Source organism: Streptomyces sp. NPDC028910, assembly GCF_055564955.1.
This window is the reverse complement of the sequence record NZ_JBVHVF010000022.1, coordinates 49,747-74,097: the sequence shown is the minus strand read 5'-3', so window position 1 is coordinate 74,097 and position 24,351 is coordinate 49,747. Positions and strand designations below refer to the sequence as shown.

The following is a 24,351-nucleotide window of genomic DNA, read 5'->3' as shown; positions in this document are numbered from 1 at the left end:
CCGTCCACATTTCCCCCCTTGTCGGGGCGCGGGAAGATGACCCCGTGCGCCCCCCGTGCTCCGGCACCGTGGGTTAGGTCACGCTTACCGGCGGTTCCGCTCGGGCATCTCCCGTCATAGAGTCACTTGACGCGCGACCTGTTGAGCCGACTCCCCCTCCCCTCCCGAGGACGGATATCGCCATGCCGCGTCCGACTGCCGCACAGCTCGCTTACGGGTCCGCCACGGTCATCGTGTCGACGATCGCCATGCTGCTGCTCTCGCAGACGAGCACCGGGCTCGGAGTCGCGGTCATCTCCGCCGCCGCGCTCGCCCTGGGTCTGCTCGTCGCCCTCACCGTGCCCGTCCCGAAGCGCCGCGGCCGCCACGCGGCCACCCGGACCGGCGCGAAGCCGGTCGGCGCCGCCGCCCGAGTGCCCGATCCCCGGCCCGCCGAGGCCGAACACCCCGTCCACCACTGAACGACGCGGTGCGGGCGGCCTCCCCGGAGGGGGACCGCCCGCTGAGTGCTGCTCTGCCGCTGTGGTGCTGGTGCTGGTGCTGCCTACGCGTCAGGTGGACTGGACGACGACGGTCTTGGCGGCTTTGTCATGCAGGCCCTGCTGGTAGGGCTTGTCGACCAGGAGCGAGATGAACACGACGATCCACCAGACGCCACCGCAGCAGGGGACGAGGGACGGCAGCCACAGGGCCGCTGCCCGGCCGAGGGCCGTCTTGGACGGGGGCACGCTGCCGTCGTTGAGCATGGCGACACGCAGACTCATCGCCTTCTTGCCGAGGGTCTGGCCGCTCTTGTGGGTGAAGTACCAGTCGTAGGTGATGTAGGCGACGATCCCGATCAGCAGCCACAGCAGAAAGCCACCGGCGTACCAGTTGGCGGCGGCGTCGGACATCTCCTCGGCCGCGTCGGGGTCGCTGCTGAACAGGACCGAGACGAACCAGATGAGCCAGAGCGGGATCCCCACGATCAGCCAGTCGATGATGCGCGCGACGAGCCGCTTACCGGTGTCCGCGAGCGGCGGCATGCCCGCGAGGGGGTCGGGCATGCCGTGGCCGCCGTACGGGTCACCCGGGCCGCCTCCTCCGCCGTACGGGGGCGGTGGGGGCGGATATCCACCGCCCGCGCCGGAGCCGCCGTAGGGGCCTCCCGGCGGCGGGGTCGGGGTCCCGCCGGTCCCGCCGGGGGGCGGCGAGCCGTACGGCGAGCCGCCCGACGGAGGCGTCGGTTCCTGGGGCTTCTTCCGGAACGGGTCGTCCTCGGGCGGCTCGCCCGGCCGCGGCTGGTCGGTGCTCATGGCCCGAGTCGAACCCGGCTCCGTCAGCCCTGCAACGTGAGGGCGTCCATTCGGGGATGGGTCGCTTCCAGGCCCGGACAGGGCCTAGCGGGCCACGTACGTCTTGGCCGCCTTGTCGTGCCAGGCCTGGCGGCGCGGGCGGTCCACGAGGCACCACAGGCTGCCGGGGAGGCCGAGGAGGGCGAACACCAGCCAGCGGCGCAGGGCCGCGCCGAAGGTGGGCGGGCGCAGGGTGGCCGTGGCCAGGACCCGGACGCCGAGCAGCTTCTTGCCCGGGGTGCGGCCCCAGCGGGCGGTGGGCAGCACCTCGTAGAGGACCCCGAAGAGGAGGACCGCGCCGAGGACCAGGCCCAGCTGACCGGCGATGGTCCCGTCGAACAGCCAGACGGTGGTGGTGCGGCCGCTGGCCCGGGCGGCGTCCACCTTGGCCTCCACGTGGGCGGTGGCTCCGGGCAGGAGGGGCAGGGCGGCTCCCGCCGCGACGGCGGTGTGGACGAGGGAGTCCAGGACGCGGGCCACGGCCCGGCGGGTCAATCCGGCGGGGCGCACGGCCCGCTCGGCCATCCGCTCGAAGACGGCCCGGGGCGTACGGGGGCCCTCCGCGCGCGAGGCGGTACGGCCCGGGCGGGCTTCCTCGGACTCGCGCGGCTCCCGGCTCCCCGGCCGGGGCTCCGCCGGGGCGGCCGCCTCGGGCTGCGGCACCTGCGGGCGGACTCCGGCGGGCCGGGGCGCCCACACCTCGGGCCGGGGAGCGGCGGCGGGCTCGGCAGCGGGTGCCTGGTGCTCCGGGGGCTCCGGGGCCGGGGCGGCGGCCGGGACTTCGGGCCGGGACGGCGCGGGTTCGGCGGCGGCCTCGGGCCAGGAGGAGGTGAGTCCGGACCGGCCGGCTCCGGGGGCTTCGGGCCAGGCCGGGGCGGGGGCGGGGGCCGGGGCCGGCTGGGCCTGGGCGGGCTGCGCCGGAGCGGGGGCGGCCGGGGGCGTAGCCGGAGCCGGGGCCGGGGCGGCCGGGGACCGCGCCGACAGGATCCCCGCGGCGGCCTGCGCGGGGAGTCGCCCGGGCGCCGCCGCGGCAGCCGCCGTACGGGCGAGGGAGATCCCCGCCGGCCGGGCGGACACCTGCCCGTCCGCGGGCTCCGGCGGGCTGCCCCACGAGACCCGGTGGTCGCGCGGCCCGCCGAAGCCGGCCTGGTGCACGGGGTCGGCCTGCCACACCACGGGCTCGGCGACGGGAGCGGGAGCGGAGGCGGAGGAAGCGGAGGCGGAGGCGGAGGAAACGGGTTCGGCTTCGCGCTCCGGCAGCGCCTCGGTCACGGAGGTCTCGTCCAGGAACACCGGCCCCGTCTCGTCGGCACGGGCGGCACGGGCGGCAGGGGCGGCGACCGGGACGGGGGCAGGGGCGGCGACGGGGGCGGGGGCAGGCGCACGGGCGGGGACAGGAGCCGGAGCCGGAGCAGGAGCCGGGACCGGGACAGGAGCCAGCGCCTCGGCAGGGCGGCTCGTACCCGGCACCCAGGCCGCGCCGCTCCAGTACCGGATGTACCCGGGGATGGACGGATCGGGGTAGTAGCCCTCGCGGGCCGCGTGCTCGCCGTCACCAGGGGAGGCCGTCATGTCCCCAACTCCGATCGTGGCTTGAGGCTTGTGCAAGGGGAGGACCATAGCCAAGAACCTCGGGCCGACAGGTCCGGTAACGGGAGAATCCAAGCCATTGAGCGAACGCCGCCCCCCACGACGGTTTTCGGTCAGCCGACAGAATCAGGCCAATCCACGGTTCGCCGCCGGAAGTCGCGTCATACCCGGGCACATCGGCGCTCTCTCCGGGTGTGGGGCGCCATCCGGCCCCACGCACCGAACCGAAGTGAGGCCGCCATGTACCACCCCGTCATCGAGCGCGAGCTGGAACTGAAGCTGGTCCTGTCCCCCGAGCGCAGCATCCCCGTCCCCGCGCGGCTCCTCTACCTGACGGACGACCCGTACGCCGTCCACATCACCTTCCACACCGGTTCCAGCACCCCCGTCAACTGGACCTTCGCCCGCGAGCTGCTCGTCGAGGGGGTGTTCCGCCCGTGCGGCCACGGTGACGTCCGGATCTGGCCCACGAAGGTCGACAACAAGGCCGTGCTCTGCATGGCGCTCAGCTCCCCCGACGGCGACGCCCTGCTGGAGGCCTCCGCCACCTCGGTGTCGGCCTGGCTGGAGCGCACCCTGCGCGTCGTCCCGCCCGGCAGCGAGCCGGAGCGGCTCGGTCTGGACGCGGCGCTGGCCGAGCTGCTCACCCCGACCCCGGCCGACGACCTGTGGCTGCGCGACCCGTGGCCGTCGGACGAGTCGGCCGAGGGGGACCTGTGATGCCGCCCGTCGAAGCCCCGGGCCCCGGTCGGCCCCACCGCCCGCGCCCGCGCCCCGTACGGTCAGAAGAGCTTGCCCGGGTTGAGCAGTCCCAGCGGGTCGAAGGCCTGCTTGACGGAGCGCTGGAGCTCCAGCCCGACCGGGCCGAGTTCGCGGGCCAGCCACTCCTTCTTCAGGACCCCCACCCCGTGCTCGCCGGTGATGGTCCCGCCCAGTTCCAGCCCCAGCGCCATGATCTCGTCGAAGGACTCGCGGGCCCGCCGCGTCTCGTCCTCGTCGGCCGGGTCGAAGCAGACCACGGGGTGGGTGTTGCCGTCCCCGGCGTGCGCGCAGACCCCGATGAGCAGGTCGTACGCGCGGGCGATGGCGGCCGTCCCGTCCAGCATCTCGGCGAGCCGCGAGCGCGGTACGCACACGTCGTCGATCATCGTGGCGGGCCGCAGGGTCTCCAGGGCGGTCAGGGACATCCGGCGGGCCTGGAGCAGCAGTTCGGACTCGGCCTCGTCCTCGGCGGGCACCACGGCGGTGGCCCCGGCGGCCGTGCACAGCTTCCCCACGGCTTCGAGGTCCTCGGGGGCGTGCGGGGTGTCGAAGGCGGCGAGCAGCAGGGCCTCGGTGGTGTCGGGCAGCCCCATCTTCCCGAGCGCGTTGACGGCCCGGACGGTCGTACGGTCCATCAGTTCCAGCAGCGAGGGGGTCAGCCCGGCTTCCATGACGGCGCACACGGCGGCGCAGGCGGCCGCGGCCGAGGGGAACTCGGCGGCCAGCGCCAGTTGCCGGGGCGGCGCGGGCCGCAGCGCGAGGACGGCCCGGACGACGACGCCGAGGCTGCCCTCGGAGCCCACGAAGAGCCGGGTGAGGTCGTATCCGGCGACGCCCTTGGCGGTACGCCGGCCCGTGCGCAGCAGCCGCCCGTCGGCCAGGACCACGTCGAGGCCGAGCACGTACTCGGCGGTGACCCCGTACTTGACGCAGCACAGGCCGCCCGAGGCGGTGCCGATGTTGCCGCCGATGGTGCACTGCTCCCAGCTGGAGGGGTCGGGCGGGTAGTACAGGCCCTGTTCGGCGACGGCCCGCGAGAGCACGGCGTTCACCACGCCCGGCTCGACGACGGCGATCCGGTCGACGGGGGAGATCTCCAGGATCCGGTCCATCTTCACCAGGGACAGCACGATGCAGCCCTCGGAGGCGTTGGCGGCGCCCGACAGGCCCGTACGGGCGCCCTGTGGGACGACGGGGATCCGTAGGGCGGTGGCGGTGCGCAGGACGTGCTGGACCTGTTCGACGGTCCGGGGCAGGACGACGGCCGCCGGGGTGCCGGCGGCGCAGAAGCTGGCCATGTCGGTGGCGTAGGAGGCGGTCACCTGGGGATCGGTGAGGAGGGCCTCGGCGGGGAGCCCTTCGAGGAGGCTCGCGCGCAGGCGTGCGGAGAGATCGTCATCCATGGGTCCAGCGTGGCACCCGGGGCCATCGGTGTGAACACGCCCGCGCCCCCCTTCGGACACCTCGGCGAGCTCTTCATATTGACGCACAGTGACCCCATGGACCGTTTCGACGAGGAATCGCAGACGCCGGCGCCGCCCGTGACCTTCACCGGCCGCAAGACGCTCGTGGCGGCCGCGGTCGCCGTGGTCCTGATCGCCGGGGCCCTGTTGATCCGGCCGGCCCGGACCGGTGACGACGCCCGCCCGCCGGGGCCGAGCGAGCGGGCCGCGTCCGCGGTGGGCATGGGCGCGCCCGCGGCGGCGGTGGACCTGACGGCGCTGGTGGCGGACCGGGAGAAGTGGGTGGCGGCGCACGCCGACGACGACGCCTCGTGGGCGGTCCTCGGCTCCGCCTACCTCGAACAGGCGCGGCGCACCGCGGACTCGGGCTGGTTCCCGAAGGCGGAGAAGGCGCTGAAGCGGTCGCTGGAGGTCCGGCCGGCCGAGAAGGGCAACTTCGACGCAATGACGAGCATGGGCGCGCTGGCCAATGCCCGGCGAGACTTCGCCACCGCGAAGAAGTGGGGCGAGCTCGTACGGGCGCAGGCGCCGCGGCGGTGGGCGGCGTACCCGGTGCTCGTGGACGCGTACACCGGGCTCGGCGACTACAAGGGCGCCCAGAAGGCGATGGAGCTGCTGCTGGAGCTGCGGCCGGGCCTGGCGGCGTACGTCAGGGCCTCGCAGGTCTACCGGGACCGCGGCTGGCGCGAGGACGCGGTGGTGGCGATGGAGCAGGCGGCGGGCGCGGCGAAGGCCCCGGCGGAGAAGGCGTACGCGCTGTTCCGGCTCGGGGAGCTGTCCTGGGAGCGGGGCGAGGCGGGGGAGGCGCTGCGGCTGTACGAGGGCGCGCTGCGGACGGATCCCGCGCAGGCGCAGGCGCTCGGCGGCCGGGCCCGTGCGCTGGCCGCCCTGGGGCGCGGCGGGGAGGCGGTCCGGGACTACCGGATGGCGCTGGGGCGGACCCCGGTGCCGCAGCTGGCGAAGGAACTGGGCGAGCTGCTGGAGTCGCTGGGGCGGGAGGAGGAGGCGCGCGAGCAGTACGACGTGCTGGGCGCGCTGGCGGAGCGGGACGGCAGGAACGGGGTCGACGAGGACGTGGTCCTGGGCCTGTACGAGGCGGACCACGGCGATCCGGCGGCGGCGGTGCGGCGCCTGTCGGAGGAGTGGGAGCGGCACAAGAGCATGCAGGTCGCGGACGCGCTGGGGTGGGCGCTGCACAAGGCGGGCGAGGACACGGCGGCGCTGGAGTACGCGAAGAAGGCCACGGAACCGGGCCTGCGCAGCGCCGACTTCGCGTACCACCGGGCGATGATCGAGCGCGGCCTCGGCGACGAGGCGTCGGCCCGCCGCCACTTGGAGGAGGCGATGCGGACGAACCCGCACTTCTCGCCGCTCCGCGCACCGCTGGCGAAGGAGGCCCTGGCAGCGATCGGCCAGCCGCCCGAGGGCGGCCCGCAACACCTGCGCCCGACCACCCCGTGGGTAGAACCGGAACTCCCGAAGCCGAACCCGAAGCCGACCAAATCCAGCCCCGCCGGCGTTTGAGGCGCGGGGTCCGCGGCAGAGCCCCGCTCTTTCAGCCTCGCCGGGCAAATCCAGCCCCGCCGGCGTTTGAGGCGCGGGGTCCGGGGCGGAGCCCCGCTCTTTCAGCCCCGCCGGGCAAATCCAGCCTCGCCGGCGTTTGAGGCGCGGGGTCCGGGGCGGAGCCCCGCTCTTTCAGCCCCGCCGGGCAAATCCAGCCCCGCCGGCGTTTGAGGCGCGGGGGTCCGGGGGCAGCGCCCCCGGCAACGGCGCCGCACCCGCGCAACGGACGGACCCCCCGGCGGCAGCCGAGGGGTCCGAGGGGCCGGCGGCCGCAACCTACAGGTTGCCCCGCTTCTCCTGCTCCCGCTCGATCGCCTCGAACAGCGCCTTGAAGTTCCCCTTGCCGAACCCCATCGATCCGTGCCGCTCGATGATCTCGAAGAAGACCGTCGGACGGTCCTGCACCGGCTTGGTGAAGATCTGCAGCAGGTAGCCGTCCTCGTCACGGTCGGCCAGGATCTTCAGCTCGCGCAGCTCCTCGATCGGCACCCGGGTGTCGCCGACCCACTCGCCGAGCGTGTCGTAGTACGTGTCGGGCACGGACAGGAACTGGACGCCCGCCGCGCGCATCGTCCGCACCGTGGAGACGATGTCGTTCGAGGCCAGCGCGATGTGCTGGACGCCGGGGCCGCCGTAGAACTCCAGGTACTCGTCGATCTGCGACTTCTTCTTCGCGATCGCCGGCTCGTTGATCGGGAACTTGACCTTCTTGGTGCCGTCCGCGACCACCTTGGACATCAGCGCCGAGTACTCCGTCGCGATGTCGTCGCCCACGAACTCCTTCATGTTCGTGAAGCCCATGACCTTGTTGTAGAACGCGACCCACTCGTTCATCCGGCCGAGTTCCACGTTGCCGACGCAGTGGTCGATGGCCTGGAAGGTGCGCTTGGCCGGGGGCTCGACGATCGGGGCGACGGCCTCGTAGCCCGGCAGGTACGGCCCGGTGTAGTCGCCGCGCTCGACGAGCGTGTGGCGCGTCTGGCCGTAGGTCGCGATGGCGGCCAGTACGACCGTTCCGTGCTCGTCCTTGACCTCGTACGGCTCGTCCAGGCCGCGGGCGCCCTGTTCGACGGCGTACGCGTACGCGGCACGGACGTCGGGGACCTCGATGGCGAGGTCGATGACGCCGTCGCCGTGGTCGGCGACGTGCTCGGCGAGGAAGCGGCCGTGGTCCGTCGTCGGCTTGATGACCGAGGTCATGACGAAGCGGGCGGCGCCGTTGGTCAGGACGTAGCTGGCCGTCTCGCGGCTGCCGTTCTCCGGTCCGGAGTAGGCCACGAGCTTCATGCCGAAGGCGGTCGAGTAGTAGTGCGCGGCCTGCTTGGCGTTGCCCACGGCGAAGACGACCGCGTCCATGCCCTTCACCGGGAAGGGGTCGGCCTCACGCGCGGTGTGCGGGGTGGTGTCGAGGGTCTCAGTCATGAGCGCAGAGTCCCGCCGATCCACAAGCTGCGCAATAGTTTCCTCTTTGGGTGTACAGAGTGCCCAGTATGGCCGCAGGATGGTTGAAACATCTGTGCACTATGACCACCCGCGAGCATGCGTGGACACCGGAGGCATCCATGGGCATCGACGACCTCGACGGCCGGCTCATCGTCCTGCTCGCCCGCGAGCCGCGGATCGGGGTCCTGGAGGCCTCGCGCCGCCTCGGCGTGGCGCGCGGCACGGTGCAGGCCCGCCTCGACCGGCTCCAGGCGAACGGGGTCATACGCGGCTTCGGCCCGCAGGTCGACCCGGCGGCCCTCGGATATCCGGTGACCGCCTTCGCCACGCTGGAGATCAAGCAGGGGCAGGGGGCCGACGTACGGGCCCACCTGAACGGGGTGCCGGAGGTGCTGGAGCTGCACACCACCACCGGGCACGGGGACATGCTGTGCCGGCTCGTGGCCCGCTCCAACGCCGACCTCCAGCGGGTGATCGACCTCGTGGTCGGCTTCGAGGGGATCGTCAGGGCCTCGACGGCGATCGTCATGGAGAACCCGGTGCCCCTGCGGATCATCCCGCTGGTCGAGCAGGCGGCCGCGGACGACAGCCGGCACTGAGTACGGGCCCGGCGGCGGCGACGACGGCGCTGCGCAAGGCGGCCGTCAGCAGGACGGAGCGGCTTCTCCCCGGTTCAGCGCGCGAAGGGAGTTCACCGCATCCGTCAGCGAGGTGACGGGGACGAGCCGCAGTCCCTCGGGGAGTTCCGACCGGGCGTCCGCGCACTCCGCCTTCGGTACGAGGAACACGCTCGCCCCGTCGCGCCGCGCGGCCTGGGTCTTCAGGGCCACCCCGCCGACGGCGCCGACCGCGCCGTCGGCGTTGATAGTGCCCGTACCGGCGATGCTGCGTCCGCCGGTGAGATCGCCGCCGCTGCCGTCACCGTCGAGCTTGTCGACGATGCCGAGGGAGAAGAGGAGACCGGCGCTCGGGCCGCCGACGTCGGCGAGGTTGAGCTCGACCTTCACGTCCTTGGGGTCCTTGTGGAGATAACGGAGGGCGGCATCGGCCGCGGCCGTCTGCGACCTGGCCATTTCCTCCAGGTTGTGCTTCTCGATCTCCTCGTCGCTTCCGCCCGAGGAGTAGACGGCCTCCCGCGGCATGACCGCCTGATCGGTCTCGAACCAGTGACCGACGAGCTCGTGCAGCCGCATGGTCGAGGACGGACCGGTGGCCCGGATCGTGGTCATCCGCAGCTGGCCACTGGTCTCCCGGACCGGAGCTCCGGTGACGGTGATGACCGGCTTACCCTTCGCGGACCCCAGCACGTCGGCCGTCGGCCCGGGCACGGCGACCACGAAGGGCAACGGCGCGAAGGCCGCGGCAACGAACACCCCGACCACGGGCACGGCACAGACGGCCAGGGCGACGGGACGCGACAAACGTGTGAGACGAGAGAGCACCCGCCCAATCTATAGGCCCCGCCCCACCCCCCACCCCGGGCACATCCAGCCCGGGCACATCCAGCCCCGCCGGCGTTCGAGGCGCTCTTTCAGCCCCGCCGGCGTTTGAGGCGCGGGGGTCCGGGGGCAGCGCCCCCGGCAACGGCGCCGCACCCGGCAACGGACCGGCACCCGGAGGTACCCGCACCCGCACCCGCACCCGCCGAGCCCGCGGCTCAGCGCAACGCGTCGGCGACCTCCCGCGCCGCGTCCACCACCCGCGGCCCCACCCGCTCCGGCACCGCGTCGGACAGCATGACCACGCCGACGCTGCCCTCCAGCCCGGTGATGCCCACGAGCGGCGCGGCCGCGCCACTGGCGCCCGCTTCGAGCTCCCCGTGGGTCAGCGTGTACCCCGGTTCGATCAGCGAGCCCTGACGGGCGGCCAGGATCGCCCGCCCGGCGGCCCCGCGGTCCAGCGGGTGGCGGAAGCCGGCCCGGTAGGCCACGTGGTAGTCCGTCCAGGTCGGCTCGACGACGGCGACGGCGAGCGCCTCGGTGCCGTCGACGAGGGTCAGGTGCGCGGTGGCCCCTATGTCCTCGGCGAGGGACCGCAGCGCGGGCAGGGCCGCTTCGCGTACGAGCGGATGCACCTGCCGGCCCAGCCGCAGCACCCCGAGCCCGACGCGGGCCCGGCCGCCCAGGTCACGGCGGACCAGGGCGTGCTGTTCGAGCGTGGCGAGGAGCCGGTAGACCACGGTGCGGTTCACACCGAGGCGGTTGGAGAGCTCGGTGACGGTCAGACCGTGGTCGGTGTCGGCGAGCAGTTTGAGGACTCTGAGCCCTCTGTCGAGAGTCTGGGAGGTTTCCGCTGTCACGACACCTCTCCCTCTTTCGTGAGCGGCGGTGACTCTCGGGGTGGCACGCCGCCGGTCCCGCGGCAGCGCACGGAGAGGCCGCCGGTAGCGGCCATGGCACCGGCTGCGCTCCCGCGGCGGCGCTGCCACGGTGCGTTCGATGCGGGGACAGTAGCGAGCAGGTCCGCTCAGCGGAAGGGCTCGTCCAGAATCCGGGCGCCAACTACCTCTTTATGCCGGTTCCTGACCGCTCCCCGCGTCGTTCCCAACCAACGGGGTCCGTGCGATGCTCCGCACGGACCCGTCCCCTTTTCTGTGTGAACTCACCGCATACGGGTGGCCCACTCCTGCACCTTCTTGATCCGCTCCCGCAGCTGCCCCGCCGTAGCCTCCGCGCTCGGCGGCCCCCCGCACACCCGGCGCAGTTCCGTGTGGATCACCCCGTGCGGCTTCCCGCTCTGGTGGACGTACGCGCCCACCATCGTGTTCAGCGACTTCCGCAGCTCCAGCAGCTCCTTGTGCGAGACCACCGGCCGCCGGTCGGCCGGCAGCTCCAGCAGGTCCGCCTCCGCGTCCGGCTTGCGCCGGCTGTGCGCGATCTGCCGCGACTGCCGCTTCTGCAGCAGCATCTGCACCTGGTCCGGCTCCAGCAGCCCGGGGATGCCGAGGTAGTCCTGCTCCTCCTCGCTGCCCGGGTGCGCCTGCATGCCGAACTCGGCGCCGTCGTAGAGGACCCGGTCGAAGACCGCGTCGGACTCCAGCGCCTCGAAGGACATCTGCTCGTCCTCGCCGGTGTCCTCGTCCTCCTGCTTGTTCGCCTCGTCCATCTCCTTCTCGGACTCGGCGTACGGATCCTCCTCGCCCTGCTTCTTCGGCTTGTCGAGGGCGTGGTCGCGCTCGACCTCCATCTCACTGGCGAAGCCGAGGAGATAAGGAATCGTCGGAAGGAACACGGAGGCCGTCTCGCCACGCCTGCGCGAACGCACGAACCGCCCGACGGCCTGGGCGAAGAACAGCGGGGTCGAAATGGTCGTGGCGTACACCCCGACCGCGAGCCTGGGCACGTCGACGCCCTCGGACACCATTCGGACGGCGACCATCCAGCGGCTGCCGTCCGCACTGAACTCGTCGATCCGTTTCGACGCGCCGGTGTCGTCGGAGAGCACCACGGTCGCCTTGCTGCCCGTGATCTCCCGCAGCAGCTTGGCGTAGGCGCGCGCCGAGTCCTGGTCGGAGGCGATGACGAGGCCACCCGCGTCGGGGATGCCCTTCCTGACTTCCGTCAGCCGCTGGTCGGCGGCGCGCAGCACGTTCGGCATCCAGTCGCCGCGCGGGTCCAGCGCCGTGCGCCAGGCCTGCGAGATGGCGTCCTTCGTCATCGGCTCGCCGAGCCGCGCGGCGATCTCGTCGCCGGCCTTGGTCCGCCAGCGCATGTTGCCGCTGTAGGAAAGGAAGATGACGGGCCGGACGACCCCGTCCCCCAGCGCGTTCCCGTAGCCGTAGGTGTAGTCGGCGGACGACCGCCGGATCCCGTCGTTCCCCTCCTCGTACGTGACGAAGGGGATCGGGTTGGTGTCGGACCGGAAGGGCGTACCGGTCAGCGCCAGGCGCCGGGTCGCCGGGTCGAAGGCCTCCAGGCAGGCCTCGCCCCAGGACTTCGAGTCACCGGCGTGGTGGATCTCGTCGAGGATCACGAGGGTCTTGCGCTGCTCGCAGCGGTTGCGGTGCAGCATCGGCCGCACGCCGACACCGGCGTAGGTGACGGCGACCCCGTGGTAGTCCTTGCTGAGCGGACCGGCGGAGTACTCGGGGTCGAGCCGGATGCCTATCCTCGCCGCCGCCTCCGCCCACTGCTTCTTGAGGTGTTCGGTCGGCGCGACCACCGTCACCTGCTGGACGACGTGGTGGTGCAGCAGCCAGGAGGCGAGGGTCAGCGCGAAGGTGGTCTTGCCCGCGCCGGGCGTCGCGACGGCGAGGAAGTCCCGCGGCTGGGTCTGGATGTAGCGGTCCAGCGCCCCCTGCTGCCAGGCGCGCAGCGCGCTGGCCGTACCCCAAGGGGCACGGCCCGGGAAGGCGGGTGAGAGGTGGTGGGAGGCGGTAGTAGTCACGGTCTCCGGTTCGTCGCTCTCGGCAGTCGTACGTAGGACAACCGGGCCACCTTACCGGCACGGGCCCGCCCCTCGCGGAGGGACAGGCCCGTGACCTCGGGCGGTGCGGCGAGCGTCACATGGAGCGCAGCCGGCCGGCGATCCGGCCGATCTCCGCCTCGTGCCCGGCCGCCACGTCGATGACCAGTGCGTAGGCGACGTCCTGGTCCACGTCGCCGAGGTCGACCCCGTTGACCGCGAGGAACGTCGCGGCGGCCAGCCAGGCGGTGCGCTTGTTCCCGTCGACGAGGGGATGGTTCGTGGCGATGCCGTGGAGCAGCGCGGCGGCCTGCTCGTACGGGTCCCCGTACGCCGGGGTCCCGAACATCCTGGCCCGCGGCCGGTGGACCGCCGACTCCAGCAGCCCCGGGGCGCGCAGTTCGACGGGCTGGTCGTGGGCCAGGCAGGCGTGGCGGGCGAGGTCGAGGACCTCGGCGAGCGTGAGGTGGCGGGTCATTCGCCCAGCCGCTTCAACAGCCCGGCGTGCTGCCGGGCAAGCCGCCCGGCGGCTTCCCCGACCCGCTGGCGCTCGGCCCGCACGTGCGCCCGTACGGCTTCCAGCGCGAGCTCCTCGGGTGTCTGCCCGAGGGCGTCGGCAAGGTCGGCAAGCTCCGCGCGCTCAGCGTCGGAAAGCCCGATGATCAGGTCGTCCATCCCCGCAGCGTAGCCACTCCGAACCCCCGGTTCCGCACCTTTTCCCGGCCCCCTCGGCGCCGCCGGCGATGGAGGCGCGGGCTCTGGGGGCGGAGCCCCGGCAGCGGCGCCGGCATACCCGTGCGGCGCGGGGTCTGGGGGGAGGCCAGGCAGCGGCGCCGCTACCCGTGCGGCGCGGGCTCTGGGGCGGAGCCCCGGCAGCGGCGCCCCGCCCGTGCACTCACGCCCCGGCTTCGGGAGCGTGCAGCCGGGTCGCGACCCACGCTCCCACCAGCGCCACGCAGGCCATCGGCAGGAACACCACCGCGAACGCGGCGGGATGCGAGGCCGGTCCCCCGGCGGTGACGGCGTGCGCGGCCCCCACCGCGCCACCCCCCAGCGCGGCGAAGGCGGCGCCCCCACCGGCCAGCAGCACCACGTTCGCCAGCGCGTCCGAGATCTGCAGCGCGGCGGAGTTCGTCCCCGCCTCCTCCGGCGCCGACAGCTTCAGCAACAGCACGCTCGTCGAGCCGATCACCAGCCCCATCCCCAGGCAGCCCACCGCCCAGGCCAGCGCCAGCGTCCACACCGGCACGGACTCGATCAGCACGGCGGGCGCCGCGGCGATGGCCAGCGCCACCAGCACCATCCCGCCCACCATCAGCCGCTCCCGGTACGGCGCCATCCGCCCCTTCGACTGCACCCACGAGCCGCCCGCCCACGTCACCCCGCCCAGCGCGAGCGAGAACCCGGCCAGCGTCGGGCTCAGCCCCCGCTGGGTGACCAGCATGAGCGGTACGAAGCTCTCCGCGGCGATGAACGACCCCGCGGCCAGCCCGCGCAGCAGCACCACGGACGGCAGTCCGCGCCGCGCCCGGTAGGTCCCGCGCGGCAGCAGCCCCAGCACGGCGGGCACCAGCAGGGCCGTGCCGGCGATGCCCGGCGCCAGCGACAGCCACCTCAGATCCTGCGCGGCGTACTGGAGCAGCCCCGCCCCCACCGAGATCCCGAAGGCCAGCCGGATCCGCCGCCGGTCGAAGGCGACGGGCTCGCCACCCGTTTCGATGGGCCCGGACGCGGTCCGCCGTATCGCCGGCAGCGCGACGACCAGCGGCACGACGACGAGGGCCGGTATCCCGAGGAACACCCACCGCCACCCGAGGTGTTCGGTGACCGTGCCCGCGGCCAGCGGTCCGACGATCGAGGGGACCACCCAACAGGCGGCGAAGGCGGCCATGATGGCGGGGCGCACGCGCTCCTCGTAGGCCCGGCTGACCACCACGTACAGCGCGACGATGACGAGCCCGCCGCCGAAGCCCTGCACGGCCCGCCCGACCACGAACACCCACATGGCCCCGGCGGTCCCGGAGACCACGAGCCCGGAGGCGAAGGAGGCGATGCCGACGGTCAGCGGCCGCAGCGGCCCCTGCCGGTCGGCCCACTGCCCGGCCAGCACCATGCCGAAGAGGCTGGTCGTGAAGTAGGCGGAGAAGGCGAAGGCGTAGAGCCCGACCCCGTCCAGCTCCCGCGCGGCGACGGGCATGGCCGTCCCCACGGCGGTGGCCTCGAAGGCGATCAGGAAGACGACGGAGATGATCCCGATGCTGATCGTCCGGTACGCGGGCCCGAGGATCCCGCCCTGTGGCAGGGGCGGGACCGGCGCGGCTCTCTGGGGCACACGGGGTTCAAGGGCGCTCATCGCCCCAGCGTAAGGTGCGTACCCCGGTCTCGGCCCTGTCCATACGACGGATCCCGCCTCGGCCCCGCGACCTAGGACTGTGAACGGGGTATGGCAGCGGCATGGCAGTCGCATGGCGCCCGCCGCGCAGCCCTTCCTCGGCCCCCCGGCCCCCCGTACGGTCGAGCACATCACACCTCACGGCCGTGTGCCCGAGTGGTTGAGGGACTCGCCTGCAAAGCGAGGCACGCCGGTTCGATTCCGGTCACGGCTTCCAGCGCCTGACAAGGCAAAACGAAGTGGCGACACCCCGGCGGGGTGTCGCCACTTCGGCCATCCGTCTCAGTTCCCGTCTCAGTTCACGGTGACGAGCGAGGAGTGCATGGCATCCCGCACCTCAGGAGTAAGGGCGAGGCGCCACCTCAGCTGGGGCTACTCGAAGATGTTCGGAAGGGGGATGCGGTTGACGCGGCGGTTGGCGTTCCACGCGGAGGCAACAGCCAAGTGAGCGGCCTTGAGGCGGCCCTTGGTGCCGTCGGCGCGGGTGTTGTTGTTGGTGGCGATGGTCTGAATCTTGGCCTTGAAGGAAGTGGGGTCGCCCTGGCGCTTGAGCTTCTCCGCCAACTCCTTGGCCTTCAACTCAGGGTGCTTGGATATCACCGTGGCAATGCCGCCGATAGTGACGGCGTGCCAGGTGTCAGGGTGGCGGCCCCAGGCTTCCTCAGCGATGGTGAGCGATTGGTCCAGGGTCTCAGGGCCGTGGTCCATGACGATGCTGAGGATGCCCTTGATGCCGCGCACGCCGTTGGCGGAGCTGCTGCCAACCTTGAGCTGGTGCTTCTCCAGCACGATGTTGGTGTCCTGGAAGAGCGGGTGCCCGGCCAACAAACCGATCCTGAACTCGTCGTTCGGTCCGACCTTCGAGGACTCCTTGTTCTTGATGATGAACAGCGACGCCTCATTGGCCATCGAGAGGTCGGAGTGAACCTCGCAAACGATGACCTGAACGGCGTTGCGGACCTTCTTCGGGACCGAGACCTCGCCGGCCGCAATGAGCTGGCAGGCGTAGAGGCGGTGCATACCGTCCACCGCATACAGCCCATCCTCACGCTTCGAGAGGATCGGCGTCCCCAGAGCCGTGGGGACCAGCTTCTCAGCAATGGTCCGCGCACGGGCCTTGTTGAGGTTGCGCTGCGCGCGGTGATCGAACTGGATGTCCCTCGGATCCAACCTCTGGTAATCGATCGGGTGGTCCGGGATGTCGTAGCTGTAGTCCTTGCTGGGCAAGGTTTCTCCTCTTGTGTCAGCACCCCAGTGGGGGCGACGGCGACACATGTCAGCTCCCGAATGCGGGAGACGGCGACTGATCGACGATCAGGCTATCCGACAACTGGACCAGTCAGCGAGCAAGTTCAACGGCAACTAGCAGAACATCCATGCAATCAAGGTGACTTACTAGGACCCACTCTCTCTACCGTCTCCCGCCCGAAGCGCATCGGACTGCCAGATCAGCCCGTCCACCTGCCTCGCAACGTCGGTCCGCACCGCGTCGACCATGTGCTGGTACCGCGCGGCCATGGCCGTGGTCGACCAACCCATGAGACCCATCACGGCGCGCTCGGGCACCCCGAGGATGAGCAGAACCGTGGCCGCCGTGTGCCGCGCATCGTGCAGCCGCCCGTCACGAACCTTCGCTTCGACGAGCAGAGCCTTCCACTCGGCCCAGTCCCTCCTGTGGGACGGGCTGCGCCCGTGCTCGTCGGGGAACACCCAGTCCCCTTCCACCCAGCGCTTCCCAACCGCCTGCCGCTCCGCCTCCTGGGCCTTGCGGTGGGCGCCCAGGAGGTCAACGAGCTGTTCCGGGAGACCGACCGCGCGGCGGCCGGCACGCGACTTGGTGACGGAGGTCTCCGGGTTGCTGCGCCGCCTCTCCGGGCAGTACCCGGCCTTCCGGCCGCAGGGGGGCGGCCCGCGACGCTTGGAAGATGGAGTCATGGGACGAATACATCGCCACAGTTGACATGGAACTGCGGCCCCAGGGGCCTCACTTCGTAGTCGACAACCGGCTCGGCGCGGCCGTGGCACTGGTTGATGAGGCCCGGGACGTGCTGAGCGGAGGCGATCTGTGACACGGTCCGGTGTGGTCCTCTACGGTCCGCCCAGCTCAGGGAAGGACACAGCTGCGAGAAGCCGCGGACGCGCTCGATGAAGCGGGCCTGCCGAGCGACCTCGCGGCAGCCGCAGCACTGGTCATGGAGCGCTGGGCGAGTTCCCGGGATCAGAAGCTGGACTTCGGCAAGGCCCTCGCGAGGCTTCACCCCGCGCCGGAAGTGTGAGCGCACTGCCCTAGCAGGAGGCCAATCGCCTCTGAGGCAGTCCTCGCCACCAGGTCGGGGCTGCGGACACCTGCCGGCCATTGCCGTCCGGCGGAGATCCATGCCGTCCGCAGCCCCGCCGCGCGACCGCCTTCGATGTCCGTCTGCGGGTTGTCGCCCACCATCCACCCGCCTTTGGCGAGGGTGGTGCCGCAGCGCTGGGCTGCGGCGTGGAAGACAGCCCGTCCGGGCTTCCGCACGCAGACCTCCCCCGAGGCGCAAACGCCGTCGAACAGGTCCACCAACCCCGCACTCTGCAGCTTGGCGAGCTGGATATCCACGGCGCCGTTGGTGACCACTCCGAGCGTCCAGCCGACCGCCTGCGTCCGCCCGAGGGCAACAGGCAGGCCGGGGAGACAGCGTGCTCGGGCGGACATGCCGGTGACGTACTCGCTCCGCAGGGAGTCAACCGATTCGGTCAGGCCGAGCGGGCCCCTCAGGCGCTCGAAGTCTGTTTGGTCGGCTCTCGCGCGCAGTGCAGCTCCGAACAAGCGCTCAGCATCGGCAGTCAGGCCGCGGTCTCCGCGGAACTGCCCGATCCACCCTTTGAGTGCGACTTGCCGGTCAATCAGGGTGTTGTCGAGGTCGAAGAGCGCGAGCAGCCGCACACGGTGCACCTTACGTGCAGCCTGCCCGAACAACGGCTTCTCGGCGGAACCTGGCTCCCTGTCATGCACTCAACGCACTCTTCTCAATCCTGGAGAGTCGGCCTTTCGATGAGTGGGAGCTTATTGAATACCGTGTCGGCAAATTCAACCCCTCGCCCCGGCTGCAAAATCGCCTCTGCGGGCATCCACTTCGCTCCGGGGGCAACCTGAATGACCACACCGTGCACCGCGGCAGTGATTGGGCGCCCTTCAGCGTCGCCTGAATGGGTACCGTCGGGAGAAAACCCCATATGCGCCTTGACTTTCTCTTCTGTGTCGGCAGCGTTAACTGGCGGTGCGCCGATCGCGATCAATCCCAGACTCGGTTCCCAGTGGAGCCATCGCGTGCCACCTGCAGGGTATATCGCGAGGATGGTGGCTCCCGGCAGAGGCGGCAACTCGGGCCACAGGTTCTTGTCGACCCATTCACATGCCCGCTTGTACACTCCCCAGCCTGAAATTAGTTCATTGAGAGAGCGAACCGTATTATCCCCATCGATGCCATGAATCGCATGGATGCGCACGCAGAGGTCCCTGAAGAACGAAATACCCTCCGGGAAGGCTATAGCAGCGAGCTCCAGAGATGGTCCGGTCCGATAGATCACCGGACCCGCCCCTGCCTGCAACGTTCCCAGTGTTCCGCCGGCACTCCCATGAGTCACCTGGGAGAACAGGCGATACGTGTCATAGTCACTCTCCAAGCCGTGCATCTTCGCCCGAGAGTAGAGGTCAACCTGCGCCCAATCTCTGTTGAACGCATTGCCGTGTCGTCTCATTACCGATCGGTGATGTTGCGCGCTTTCGCTGCCCAACTTCCTCCTTCTGTGCACTTCCCTCTTCCGCTGCGTGCCGCCTAGTAGGGGAAGTCGCTTCAGCATACGGGACAGGATTTGGTGAGTTACCGTCTTGTGGTCCCTGTATCGCTCTGCCGCCCCCGCATCCCCGGCGACGTAACAATAATTCACAAGGTGTTCATAAAGCGACCGTGTTGTGCGCGCGGAAGAACGTCCGTCTCCGTCCCAAAGCGAGTTCAGGAGGATGATGAAGTCGTTCAGCGCATGATTGAAAATCGCCGAGCAAGATTCCCCACCGGGACTTTTCCGGTATATCTGCGTGGCAAAGAAATGGAGCTCTTGCGTTACCGCATCCACGACCCCGGCGAGAGGGGAGAGCTGGTTGTGGAGTGCCTCTTCAACCTCCCTCCCTACGGAGATGCCGAAACGACGTGCCGGCGGGACCGAAAGGTCGATGCGACTGAACAGTTCCACGTACTTCTCCCCACCGGAGGCGCTGGTGGCTGTTGAGCTTACGTGGCGGCAGTGCTGCGGTGGAGGGGAATTACGTGCCGTCATGCCGCTGCAGCGGATGAAAGTCGGCCCCGCGGCCAGCCAACGATCTGCCGGGGGCTCCGAACCGCCCGCAGCCTCCTGGCCGGCGGCTGCCGGGGTTCTGCCCGCCCGTCTCAGTTTCCGTCTCGTTCGTCCCCCTGCGCGACCGTCCAGAGCAGTTCATGCACACATGGTGATCGCTGGCCGCGTACGGGATTGAACGTCCTTGAACGCATCCGGATCACGCGCCCAACGCGGACAAACCTGCAAAGCGAGGCACGCCGGTTCGATTCCGGTCACGGCTTCCAGCGCCTGAACGGCAGAACGAAAGGCCCGGGGCGCGGCTCGCGTCAAACGTCGGCGGACGCCGGGTCGTTGGCGGGCGTCGTCACCGCGACGCGTACCGCGCCGGTGGTCGAGGGAGCGATTTGTGCGACCGTGCGCTCTTCGGGGTGGCCGGCGACGAGGGCGGGGGTGGGCCCGGGCGTCGGCAGGTGGCGGACGTTCCATCCCGCGCTCTGGAAGTACTCCTGCGCGCGCGCCAGGGCCCGTACCGTCTCGTCCTCCGACAGCGGCTCGGTCGACCAAGCGTGATGGACCGAGGTCCCGTACTCGTCCCGGACCGTGCTGAGGCCTTCCCCGGGCTGCGTGGGCGCCGACCCGGCCCGCAGGGCGTCGTAGATCCGGCTGGAGTGGCCGAGGGCGCGGCGCGCGGCGGGATCGTCGGCTTGCGGGGTCTGGAGCGCGGCGGGATCGGCCGCGGTCGCCCCCGAGGCCTTACCCGGCGGGAGGAAACAGGGCGACCTCACCTTGAGGGTGGCGATGCCCTCGCCCTTGGTGCGGTCCAGGACCCCAGTGATTCCTTCCATCCAGAAGTCGTCGGGCTCCGTGCGCATGCTGACCCACGGGAAGGGGCCGGACATGTCCTTCTCGTCGGACGAGTTGTACTTGTGGCCCTGCTTCAGCCAGGCATCGCGCGCCTGCAGCACGAGGTTCTTGGCCTCGGTCCCCGGAACCCCGGTGAGCTTGTAGAAGAGGGTGACCTGCAGTCGGTCGTCGGGGCCGTGGTCGTCTCTGGCGATGCAGGGGCCGATGGTCTCGGGGCCCGTACGCTCCAGTGTCGGCTGGGGCGACATGCCGTCCACCGCCTGGTGAATGATCTCTTCTGCCCGGTCGATCGCCTGCTGCTCGTTCATCGTGACCCGCTTCGCTGTTTCTCCGGTGTCTTCCTGTGCCCCGCACGCGGTCACCATGACCGTCACGGCCAGCAGTGCGGCAGCCGGGAATGCTTTCCGTAGATTCACGGCCGTCCTCCGGTGACGATGTTTGCCAGGCTTCTGAGGGGCTTGTCGTCCCAGTACTGAGAGTGTGCGGGCATCATTTCCCAGCCCGCGCCCGGCAGCTTCCCGTTGGGGACCTCGAAGACCTGGCCCCCGAAGTCGTCGGAGGTCGGGTCGGTTCCGTGGACGATCGTGCGGTCGTCGAACATATCCCAGTACGCCTTCGGGCTGAGTGGGTCCCGGGCCGGGGGCGGGGCCGCGTTGATGAAGTCGTTCTGGGCCGTGGCCGCGAAGACCCGGTCCGGCGGGATGTTCAGGTCCTTCGCGTGATCCACGCCCACGCCCGGACTGCCCACCATGATCGCGTTTTCGACCGGCAGGTCCATGTGCATGCTCATCGTCTGGCCCACCACCAGGGACCCGTAGCTGTGACCAAGGAGCGTCTGGTTCACGCCGCTGTCGCGATGGTTGGCTTCCTCGAGGCCCTGGACGAAGTTGCCCAGCGGCTCCTTCGCCGCGTCGGCCCACTTGGTCTCCGTCGCATCGGTCATGATGCCCTGCGGGGCGTCGTAACCGAGCCATACGATCGAGGCCGTCTTCCGGGAGCCGTCGGTGGCTTCCGCCTGTGCCTGGAGAAGCTGGGCCCTGGTGAGGTCCCCGTCGAGGGACTCCAGCTTGGCGAAGGTCCCGGGCACGTACGTCACCACGTTGTCGGCGGTGTCCGGATTTCCGATGGAGACGATGGCGCGGCCCATGTTGTCGCCGTCGAAGCCGAGCAGATACGGGCGGGTGCTCTCGCTCGTGTAGCTGTCGAAACGTTTCTGTATCGCGTCCACGCCCTTGGAGCCGTTCTCCAGCTGCTTCCTCTTCTCGTCCCACTCCTTCCACTCATCCGTCGGGACCATCGCGCCCTTCACCTCGCGACCCGTGATGGGGCTGATGTAGGGCCTGTAGTGCTCCGGTTCCCTCTTGAGCCAGGCGTCGTACTCCACCTGCTTGGCGGCGCGTTGTTCCGCGAGCACGATGCGGTTCGCGTCGTCGCGCACGGCGGAGGGAAGGCCGTCGAGTCCTCCGATGCTCGCTGGGTGCATGGAGACGTAGGCTTCGCGCTGTTCCTCGGAGAGGCTGTTCCACCAGTTGGCGTTGTCCTGGGGCCAGTCGTTCTTGGGCGGGGGCTTGATCGTGTCGAGGTAGGCATCGGCCGCCTCGCGCACGCCCCCCGTGTCCGACGTAACGTCCGTCCAGTCCCGGGCGGACACGGTCAGGTCGTCATCGGCCGTGAGGGCCCGTATCTTCGGCGCCCACTTCGTGTCCGCGTCCGTGGCTTCCTTGAGCGCGTCGGCGATCCGATTCGCGTACGCGATCGCCTTGCCGTAGTTCGGGTTGGGGTGGATGTTCGCCGCCTGGCGCTCCAGGGCATCGGAGGTCGGGCTGCCTCCGGCACTCCCGGTCACCGTGCCGCCGTCGGCGACCTTCTCGTCGCCCGGCTTCTGACCCGCGGGAAACGTGACCGAGCCGTTCCCGTTCACCGTGCAGCCGTCCGCCCGGGCGTCCTCGATCGCCGCGTCCAGCTTCCGTTTGGCGGCCGCCATGTCGTAGGCGAACCCGTTGAGGGCCGTGCTGACGACGCCGCATTCGGTCTGGATGTAGTGGAAGTTCTTCGCCAGGGCTTGAAGCTGCTTCTGCGACGCCTCCGCCGCCTCGCCCAGCAGCGTCTTGCGCATGCCTGCGGCGACGGTGTTCTCGACGTGCTCCTTGGCCGCCTGGGCCACATTGCCCATGGAGCGGTATCCGTCGGCGGCGTCCTCGTACTCGGAGGGCTTGAAGGCCTTGAGGGTGGCGTAGTCCATCCCGCCGTCACCGGCCCTTCGGCTGGCCGCCGACGGCGTCCGTGTCCGCGTACTTGAGGTTCAGCTTGTTCATCTCGCCGTTGACCGCCTCATCGGTCGTCAACACGTCGCGGCCGACCTGCTCCAGGATGCTCTGGAGCGAGCCGCACCGCTCACTGACGCTCTCGGCGTACTTCTTCCAGGAGTCGTACACCTCCTTCTGCGCGGCCGCGCTCAGACACCCCGTGGTCGCGCCGAGCCCCACCTGGCCGTCCGCCAGTTTGGTCAGCCCGCCGCCGATGCTCTGGCGAAGGGAGCCGACCCCTTCGCCGGCCGTGGCCCACGCCTTCTTGCTGGACTTCAGGCCGCCCGTCACGGCGCTGGGCCCGGCGGTGGGCTCAACCGGAACCTGGTTGAGCCGCATCGCCACGGACTGCCCGCCGGTCACATCGGCTTTGATCTGTTCCCACTCGTCCCACGCCACGCACTAGCCCCCGTCAACCCCTGTGATCATTTCGGCCGAGAACAGTACATCGCACCCGCAACGCACCCTCATGAGTACCTGTACTTAGACGACTGACCGTCTGGTCCGCTCAAGGGGTGTCGCGGAAGGGGCGGCTGCGGGCGCGGCTGGGTGGTCGTCGGCTTGCTGATCCGTGGAATCCGCGAAGCGGGTTACGCCGGTTCGATTCCGGTCACGGCTGCGCGGCGAGCCGCCCAGGGGCAGGCGCTCCCCCGGGAACGGCCTCTGCCTTGCCTTTCCACGATGTCCTTGTTGGCGCCTTCGACCACGCGGTCAGGCCAGTCAGGTCAGGTCAGGTCAGCGGTTGCGGCGTACGACGACTACGGTCACGGCGCCGCCGATCAGCACGCAGGCTCCCAGCCCGAGGCCGATCCACAGGAGGGAGCCGCCGCTCTTCTTCTCCTCGGCCCGGGCCGCCGGCTTGGACGCCGCCGCGTCGGGGGCCTTGCCGTCCGGGGGCGTGGAGGGGGACTTGGCCCCTGCCTGGGCCGCGGCGAGGTCGGGCAGCGGGTAGACGTCCGCCGGACCGGGGTCACCGGGCGTTTGCAGCGCGACGCGAGGGCGGACCACGCCGTAGCCGACGTAGTCGTTGCGCTGCGAGCCGTCGACGGGCTTGCCGGCGGTGTTCAGCAGGACGCGGAGGACCTGGTTGTTGGTCCAGTCGGGGTGGGCGGACCAGAGGAGGGCGGCGGAGGCGGAGGCGAGGGCGGAGGCGTCACTGGTGCCGTGGGTCTTGCACAGCCCCGTCTTACCCGTGCAAGCCGTGACGATGTCGATGCCAGGTGCGGCCATGTCCACCTGGGGGCCGTGCTGAGACTCCTTGGTCGGCTCACCCTTGGTATCGACTGCGCCTACGCCGACCACCCCAGGGGTCGCACCCGGATACGCGACCTCGTTGAGCGTGTCCCCGGAGTTTCCTACGGCAGCGAAGATCAGCTTGCCCTTTGAGAGAGCATACTTCACCGCTTCGGCCCGCCCCAGATCATCCTCCGGCTTACTGGCGATGCCCAGCGACATATTGATGATCTTGGCATCCGAGTCTGCCGCGTACCGAATTGCCGCAACCCATGACGGCGTCGCCATTTCAGTGTTAGAAACGCGGATTGGGAGAATCTTGGCGTCGGGCGCAAGTCCGTAGCTACCGTCGCCACTCGGGTGTTTTCCCGTCCCAGCGATCAAGGCGGCGATGGTTGTACCGTGACCGCCCCGGTCAGTACGTCCGTCGCCACCTTGCGACGTGAAACCCTTGCCAGGAACGAGCTGGCCTTCTAGCTCAGGAATTTCCTGGACTCCATCGTCGATTACCGCGACGGTAACGCCCTTCCCCGTACTGACTTTCCAAATTTCGTTGACTTTCATGGCGTCGAGATGCCATTGCTGCGATCGAATGGTCTCCGCGTGGGCCGGGGTCGCGGCGACCCCGGCCAGCAGGAGGCCCACCAGGGCCGAGGTCGCCTTACGCATGTGCATCCCGTGCA

General features: G+C 70.5%; 21 protein-coding genes, 1 tRNA gene and 1 pseudogene. 5 read left to right on the top strand and 18 right to left on the bottom strand.

Annotated elements, in window-relative coordinates:
- Positions 1–182: 182 nt before the first annotated feature.
- Complete coding sequence (locus ACZ4TV_RS24790; protein ID WP_468137022.1) at positions 183–461, top strand: hypothetical protein; 279 nt, start codon at positions 183–185, stop codon at positions 459–461.
- Between the two features lie 90 nt (positions 462–551).
- Here the strand turns inward: ACZ4TV_RS24790 and ACZ4TV_RS24785 are convergent, their stop codons facing one another.
- Positions 552–1,295 carry an RDD family protein gene (locus ACZ4TV_RS24785; RefSeq protein WP_468137021.1) on the bottom strand — a complete coding sequence of 248 codons (744 nt, stop codon included), beginning with the start codon at positions 1,293–1,295 and terminating at the stop codon, positions 552–554.
- A gap of 84 nt (positions 1,296–1,379) precedes the next feature.
- Positions 1,380–2,906: an RDD family protein gene (locus ACZ4TV_RS24780; RefSeq protein ID WP_468137020.1), complete on the bottom strand. Its 1,527-nt coding sequence runs from the start codon at positions 2,904–2,906 to the stop codon at positions 1,380–1,382.
- A gap of 258 nt (positions 2,907–3,164) precedes the next feature.
- Between ACZ4TV_RS24780 and ACZ4TV_RS24775 the strand changes: the two genes are divergently transcribed.
- The gene (locus tag ACZ4TV_RS24775; protein ID WP_468137019.1) at positions 3,165–3,644 is read left to right on the top strand and encodes an SsgA family sporulation/cell division regulator; all 480 of its coding nucleotides are present in this window, start codon (positions 3,165–3,167) and stop codon (positions 3,642–3,644) included.
- Between the two features lie 62 nt (positions 3,645–3,706).
- On the opposite strand, the gene ACZ4TV_RS24770 is transcribed toward ACZ4TV_RS24775, so the two are convergent.
- Complete coding sequence (locus ACZ4TV_RS24770; protein WP_468137018.1) at positions 3,707–5,089, bottom strand: FAD-binding oxidoreductase; 1,383 nt, start codon at positions 5,087–5,089, stop codon at positions 3,707–3,709.
- A 96-nt stretch (positions 5,090–5,185) separates the two neighbouring features.
- On the opposite strand from ACZ4TV_RS24770, the gene ACZ4TV_RS24765 reads away from it, so the two are divergent.
- Entirely contained in the window at positions 5,186–6,673 is a 1,488-nt protein-coding gene (locus tag ACZ4TV_RS24765; RefSeq protein ID WP_468137017.1) for a hypothetical protein, read from the top strand.
- Between the two features lie 315 nt (positions 6,674–6,988).
- On the opposite strand, the gene hppD is transcribed toward ACZ4TV_RS24765, so the two are convergent.
- On the bottom strand, positions 6,989–8,134 hold the full coding sequence (hppD, locus tag ACZ4TV_RS24760; protein WP_468137016.1) for a 4-hydroxyphenylpyruvate dioxygenase: 1,146 nt from the start codon (positions 8,132–8,134) through the stop codon (positions 6,989–6,991).
- A gap of 140 nt (positions 8,135–8,274) precedes the next feature.
- Here hppD and ACZ4TV_RS24755 point away from each other — a divergent pair, with 140 nt between their 5' ends.
- Positions 8,275–8,754 carry an Lrp/AsnC family transcriptional regulator gene (locus ACZ4TV_RS24755; protein WP_468137015.1) on the top strand — a complete coding sequence of 160 codons (480 nt, stop codon included), beginning with the start codon at positions 8,275–8,277 and terminating at the stop codon, positions 8,752–8,754.
- A 45-nt stretch (positions 8,755–8,799) separates the two neighbouring features.
- Here ACZ4TV_RS24755 and ACZ4TV_RS24750 read toward each other — a convergent pair whose 3' ends face one another.
- The 6 genes from ACZ4TV_RS24750 to ACZ4TV_RS24725 form a co-directional block, all read right to left on the bottom strand.
- Positions 8,800–9,597, bottom strand: a complete 798-nt coding sequence (locus ACZ4TV_RS24750; protein ID WP_468137014.1) for a S16 family serine protease — start codon at positions 9,595–9,597, stop codon at positions 8,800–8,802.
- Between the two features lie 215 nt (positions 9,598–9,812).
- Positions 9,813–10,454 carry an IclR family transcriptional regulator gene (locus tag ACZ4TV_RS24745; RefSeq protein ID WP_189747270.1) on the bottom strand — a complete coding sequence of 214 codons (642 nt, stop codon included), beginning with the start codon at positions 10,452–10,454 and terminating at the stop codon, positions 9,813–9,815.
- Between the two features lie 302 nt (positions 10,455–10,756).
- On the bottom strand, positions 10,757–12,541 hold the full coding sequence (locus ACZ4TV_RS24740; RefSeq protein WP_468137013.1) for a DEAD/DEAH box helicase: 1,785 nt from the start codon (positions 12,539–12,541) through the stop codon (positions 10,757–10,759).
- A gap of 115 nt (positions 12,542–12,656) precedes the next feature.
- Positions 12,657–13,037 (bottom strand): type II toxin-antitoxin system death-on-curing family toxin, encoded by a 381-nt coding sequence (locus tag ACZ4TV_RS24735; protein ID WP_468137012.1) that lies wholly within the window; start codon positions 13,035–13,037, stop codon positions 12,657–12,659.
- Positions 13,034–13,234 (bottom strand): hypothetical protein, encoded by a 201-nt coding sequence (locus ACZ4TV_RS24730; protein WP_468137010.1) that lies wholly within the window; start codon positions 13,232–13,234, stop codon positions 13,034–13,036. Before ACZ4TV_RS24730 ends, ACZ4TV_RS24735 begins: the two co-directional genes overlap by 4 nt.
- A gap of 220 nt (positions 13,235–13,454) precedes the next feature.
- Positions 13,455–14,912, bottom strand: a complete 1,458-nt coding sequence (locus ACZ4TV_RS24725; protein ID WP_468137009.1) for an MFS transporter — start codon at positions 14,910–14,912, stop codon at positions 13,455–13,457.
- 181 nt (positions 14,913–15,093) lie between these two features.
- On the opposite strand from ACZ4TV_RS24725, the gene ACZ4TV_RS24720 reads away from it, so the two are divergent.
- Positions 15,094–15,168 (top strand) — tRNA-Cys (locus ACZ4TV_RS24720).
- 155 nt (positions 15,169–15,323) lie between these two features.
- On the opposite strand, the gene ACZ4TV_RS24715 is transcribed toward ACZ4TV_RS24720, so the two are convergent.
- The 8 genes and pseudogenes from ACZ4TV_RS24715 to mycP form a co-directional block, all read right to left on the bottom strand.
- Positions 15,324–16,178: a DUF6551 family protein gene (locus ACZ4TV_RS24715; protein WP_468137007.1), complete on the bottom strand. Its 855-nt coding sequence runs from the start codon at positions 16,176–16,178 to the stop codon at positions 15,324–15,326.
- Positions 16,179–16,346: 168 nt separating this feature from the next.
- Positions 16,347–16,853 (bottom strand): annotated as a pseudogene (locus tag ACZ4TV_RS24710) (tyrosine-type recombinase/integrase); the annotation flags it as partial.
- A gap of 352 nt (positions 16,854–17,205) precedes the next feature.
- Positions 17,206–17,874 carry an HAD family hydrolase gene (locus ACZ4TV_RS24705; RefSeq protein ID WP_468137006.1) on the bottom strand — a complete coding sequence of 223 codons (669 nt, stop codon included), beginning with the start codon at positions 17,872–17,874 and terminating at the stop codon, positions 17,206–17,208.
- A gap of 83 nt (positions 17,875–17,957) precedes the next feature.
- The gene (locus ACZ4TV_RS24700) at positions 17,958–19,181 is read right to left on the bottom strand and encodes a DUF5677 domain-containing protein (RefSeq protein WP_468137005.1); all 1,224 of its coding nucleotides are present in this window, start codon (positions 19,179–19,181) and stop codon (positions 17,958–17,960) included.
- 410 nt (positions 19,182–19,591) lie between these two features.
- Positions 19,592–20,437, bottom strand: coding sequence for a hypothetical protein (locus tag ACZ4TV_RS24695; RefSeq protein ID WP_468137004.1), 846 nt, complete (start codon positions 20,435–20,437; stop codon positions 19,592–19,594).
- A 104-nt stretch (positions 20,438–20,541) separates the two neighbouring features.
- A complete protein-coding gene (locus ACZ4TV_RS24690; RefSeq protein WP_468137003.1) occupies positions 20,542–22,371 on the bottom strand; it encodes an alpha/beta hydrolase in 1,830 nt (609 codons plus the stop codon).
- A gap of 7 nt (positions 22,372–22,378) precedes the next feature.
- A complete protein-coding gene (locus ACZ4TV_RS24685; RefSeq protein ID WP_468137002.1) occupies positions 22,379–22,834 on the bottom strand; it encodes a hypothetical protein in 456 nt (151 codons plus the stop codon).
- A gap of 336 nt (positions 22,835–23,170) precedes the next feature.
- Positions 23,171–24,343 (bottom strand): type VII secretion-associated serine protease mycosin, encoded by a 1,173-nt coding sequence (mycP, locus tag ACZ4TV_RS24680; protein WP_468137001.1) that lies wholly within the window; start codon positions 24,341–24,343, stop codon positions 23,171–23,173.
- Positions 24,344–24,351 lie beyond the last annotated feature (8 nt).

Bases quoted from the DNA above. Each gene is read 5' to 3' on its own strand.
- ACZ4TV_RS24790 (WP_468137022.1), top strand. From the start codon at position 183: ATGCCGCGTCCGACTGCCGCACAGCTCGCTTACGGGTCCGCCACGGTC.
- ACZ4TV_RS24785 (WP_468137021.1), bottom strand. From the start codon at position 1,295: ATGAGCACCGACCAGCCGCGGCCGGGCGAGCCGCCCGAGGACGACCCG.
- ACZ4TV_RS24780 (WP_468137020.1), bottom strand. From the start codon at position 2,906: ATGACGGCCTCCCCTGGTGACGGCGAGCACGCGGCCCGCGAGGGCTAC.
- ACZ4TV_RS24775 (WP_468137019.1), top strand. From the start codon at position 3,165: ATGTACCACCCCGTCATCGAGCGCGAGCTGGAACTGAAGCTGGTCCTG.
- ACZ4TV_RS24770 (WP_468137018.1), bottom strand. From the start codon at position 5,089: ATGGATGACGATCTCTCCGCACGCCTGCGCGCGAGCCTCCTCGAAGGG.
- ACZ4TV_RS24765 (WP_468137017.1), top strand. From the start codon at position 5,186: ATGGACCGTTTCGACGAGGAATCGCAGACGCCGGCGCCGCCCGTGACC.
- hppD (WP_468137016.1), bottom strand. From the start codon at position 8,134: ATGACTGAGACCCTCGACACCACCCCGCACACCGCGCGTGAGGCCGAC.
- ACZ4TV_RS24755 (WP_468137015.1), top strand. From the start codon at position 8,275: ATGGGCATCGACGACCTCGACGGCCGGCTCATCGTCCTGCTCGCCCGC.
- ACZ4TV_RS24735 (WP_468137012.1), bottom strand. From the start codon at position 13,037: ATGACCCGCCACCTCACGCTCGCCGAGGTCCTCGACCTCGCCCGCCAC.
- ACZ4TV_RS24730 (WP_468137010.1), bottom strand. From the start codon at position 13,234: ATGGACGACCTGATCATCGGGCTTTCCGACGCTGAGCGCGCGGAGCTT.
- ACZ4TV_RS24725 (WP_468137009.1), bottom strand. From the start codon at position 14,912: ATGAGCGCCCTTGAACCCCGTGTGCCCCAGAGAGCCGCGCCGGTCCCG.
- ACZ4TV_RS24695 (WP_468137004.1), bottom strand. From the start codon at position 20,437: ATGAACGAGCAGCAGGCGATCGACCGGGCAGAAGAGATCATTCACCAG.
- ACZ4TV_RS24690 (WP_468137003.1), bottom strand. From the start codon at position 22,371: ATGGACTACGCCACCCTCAAGGCCTTCAAGCCCTCCGAGTACGAGGAC.
- mycP (WP_468137001.1), bottom strand. From the start codon at position 24,343: ATGCACATGCGTAAGGCGACCTCGGCCCTGGTGGGCCTCCTGCTGGCC.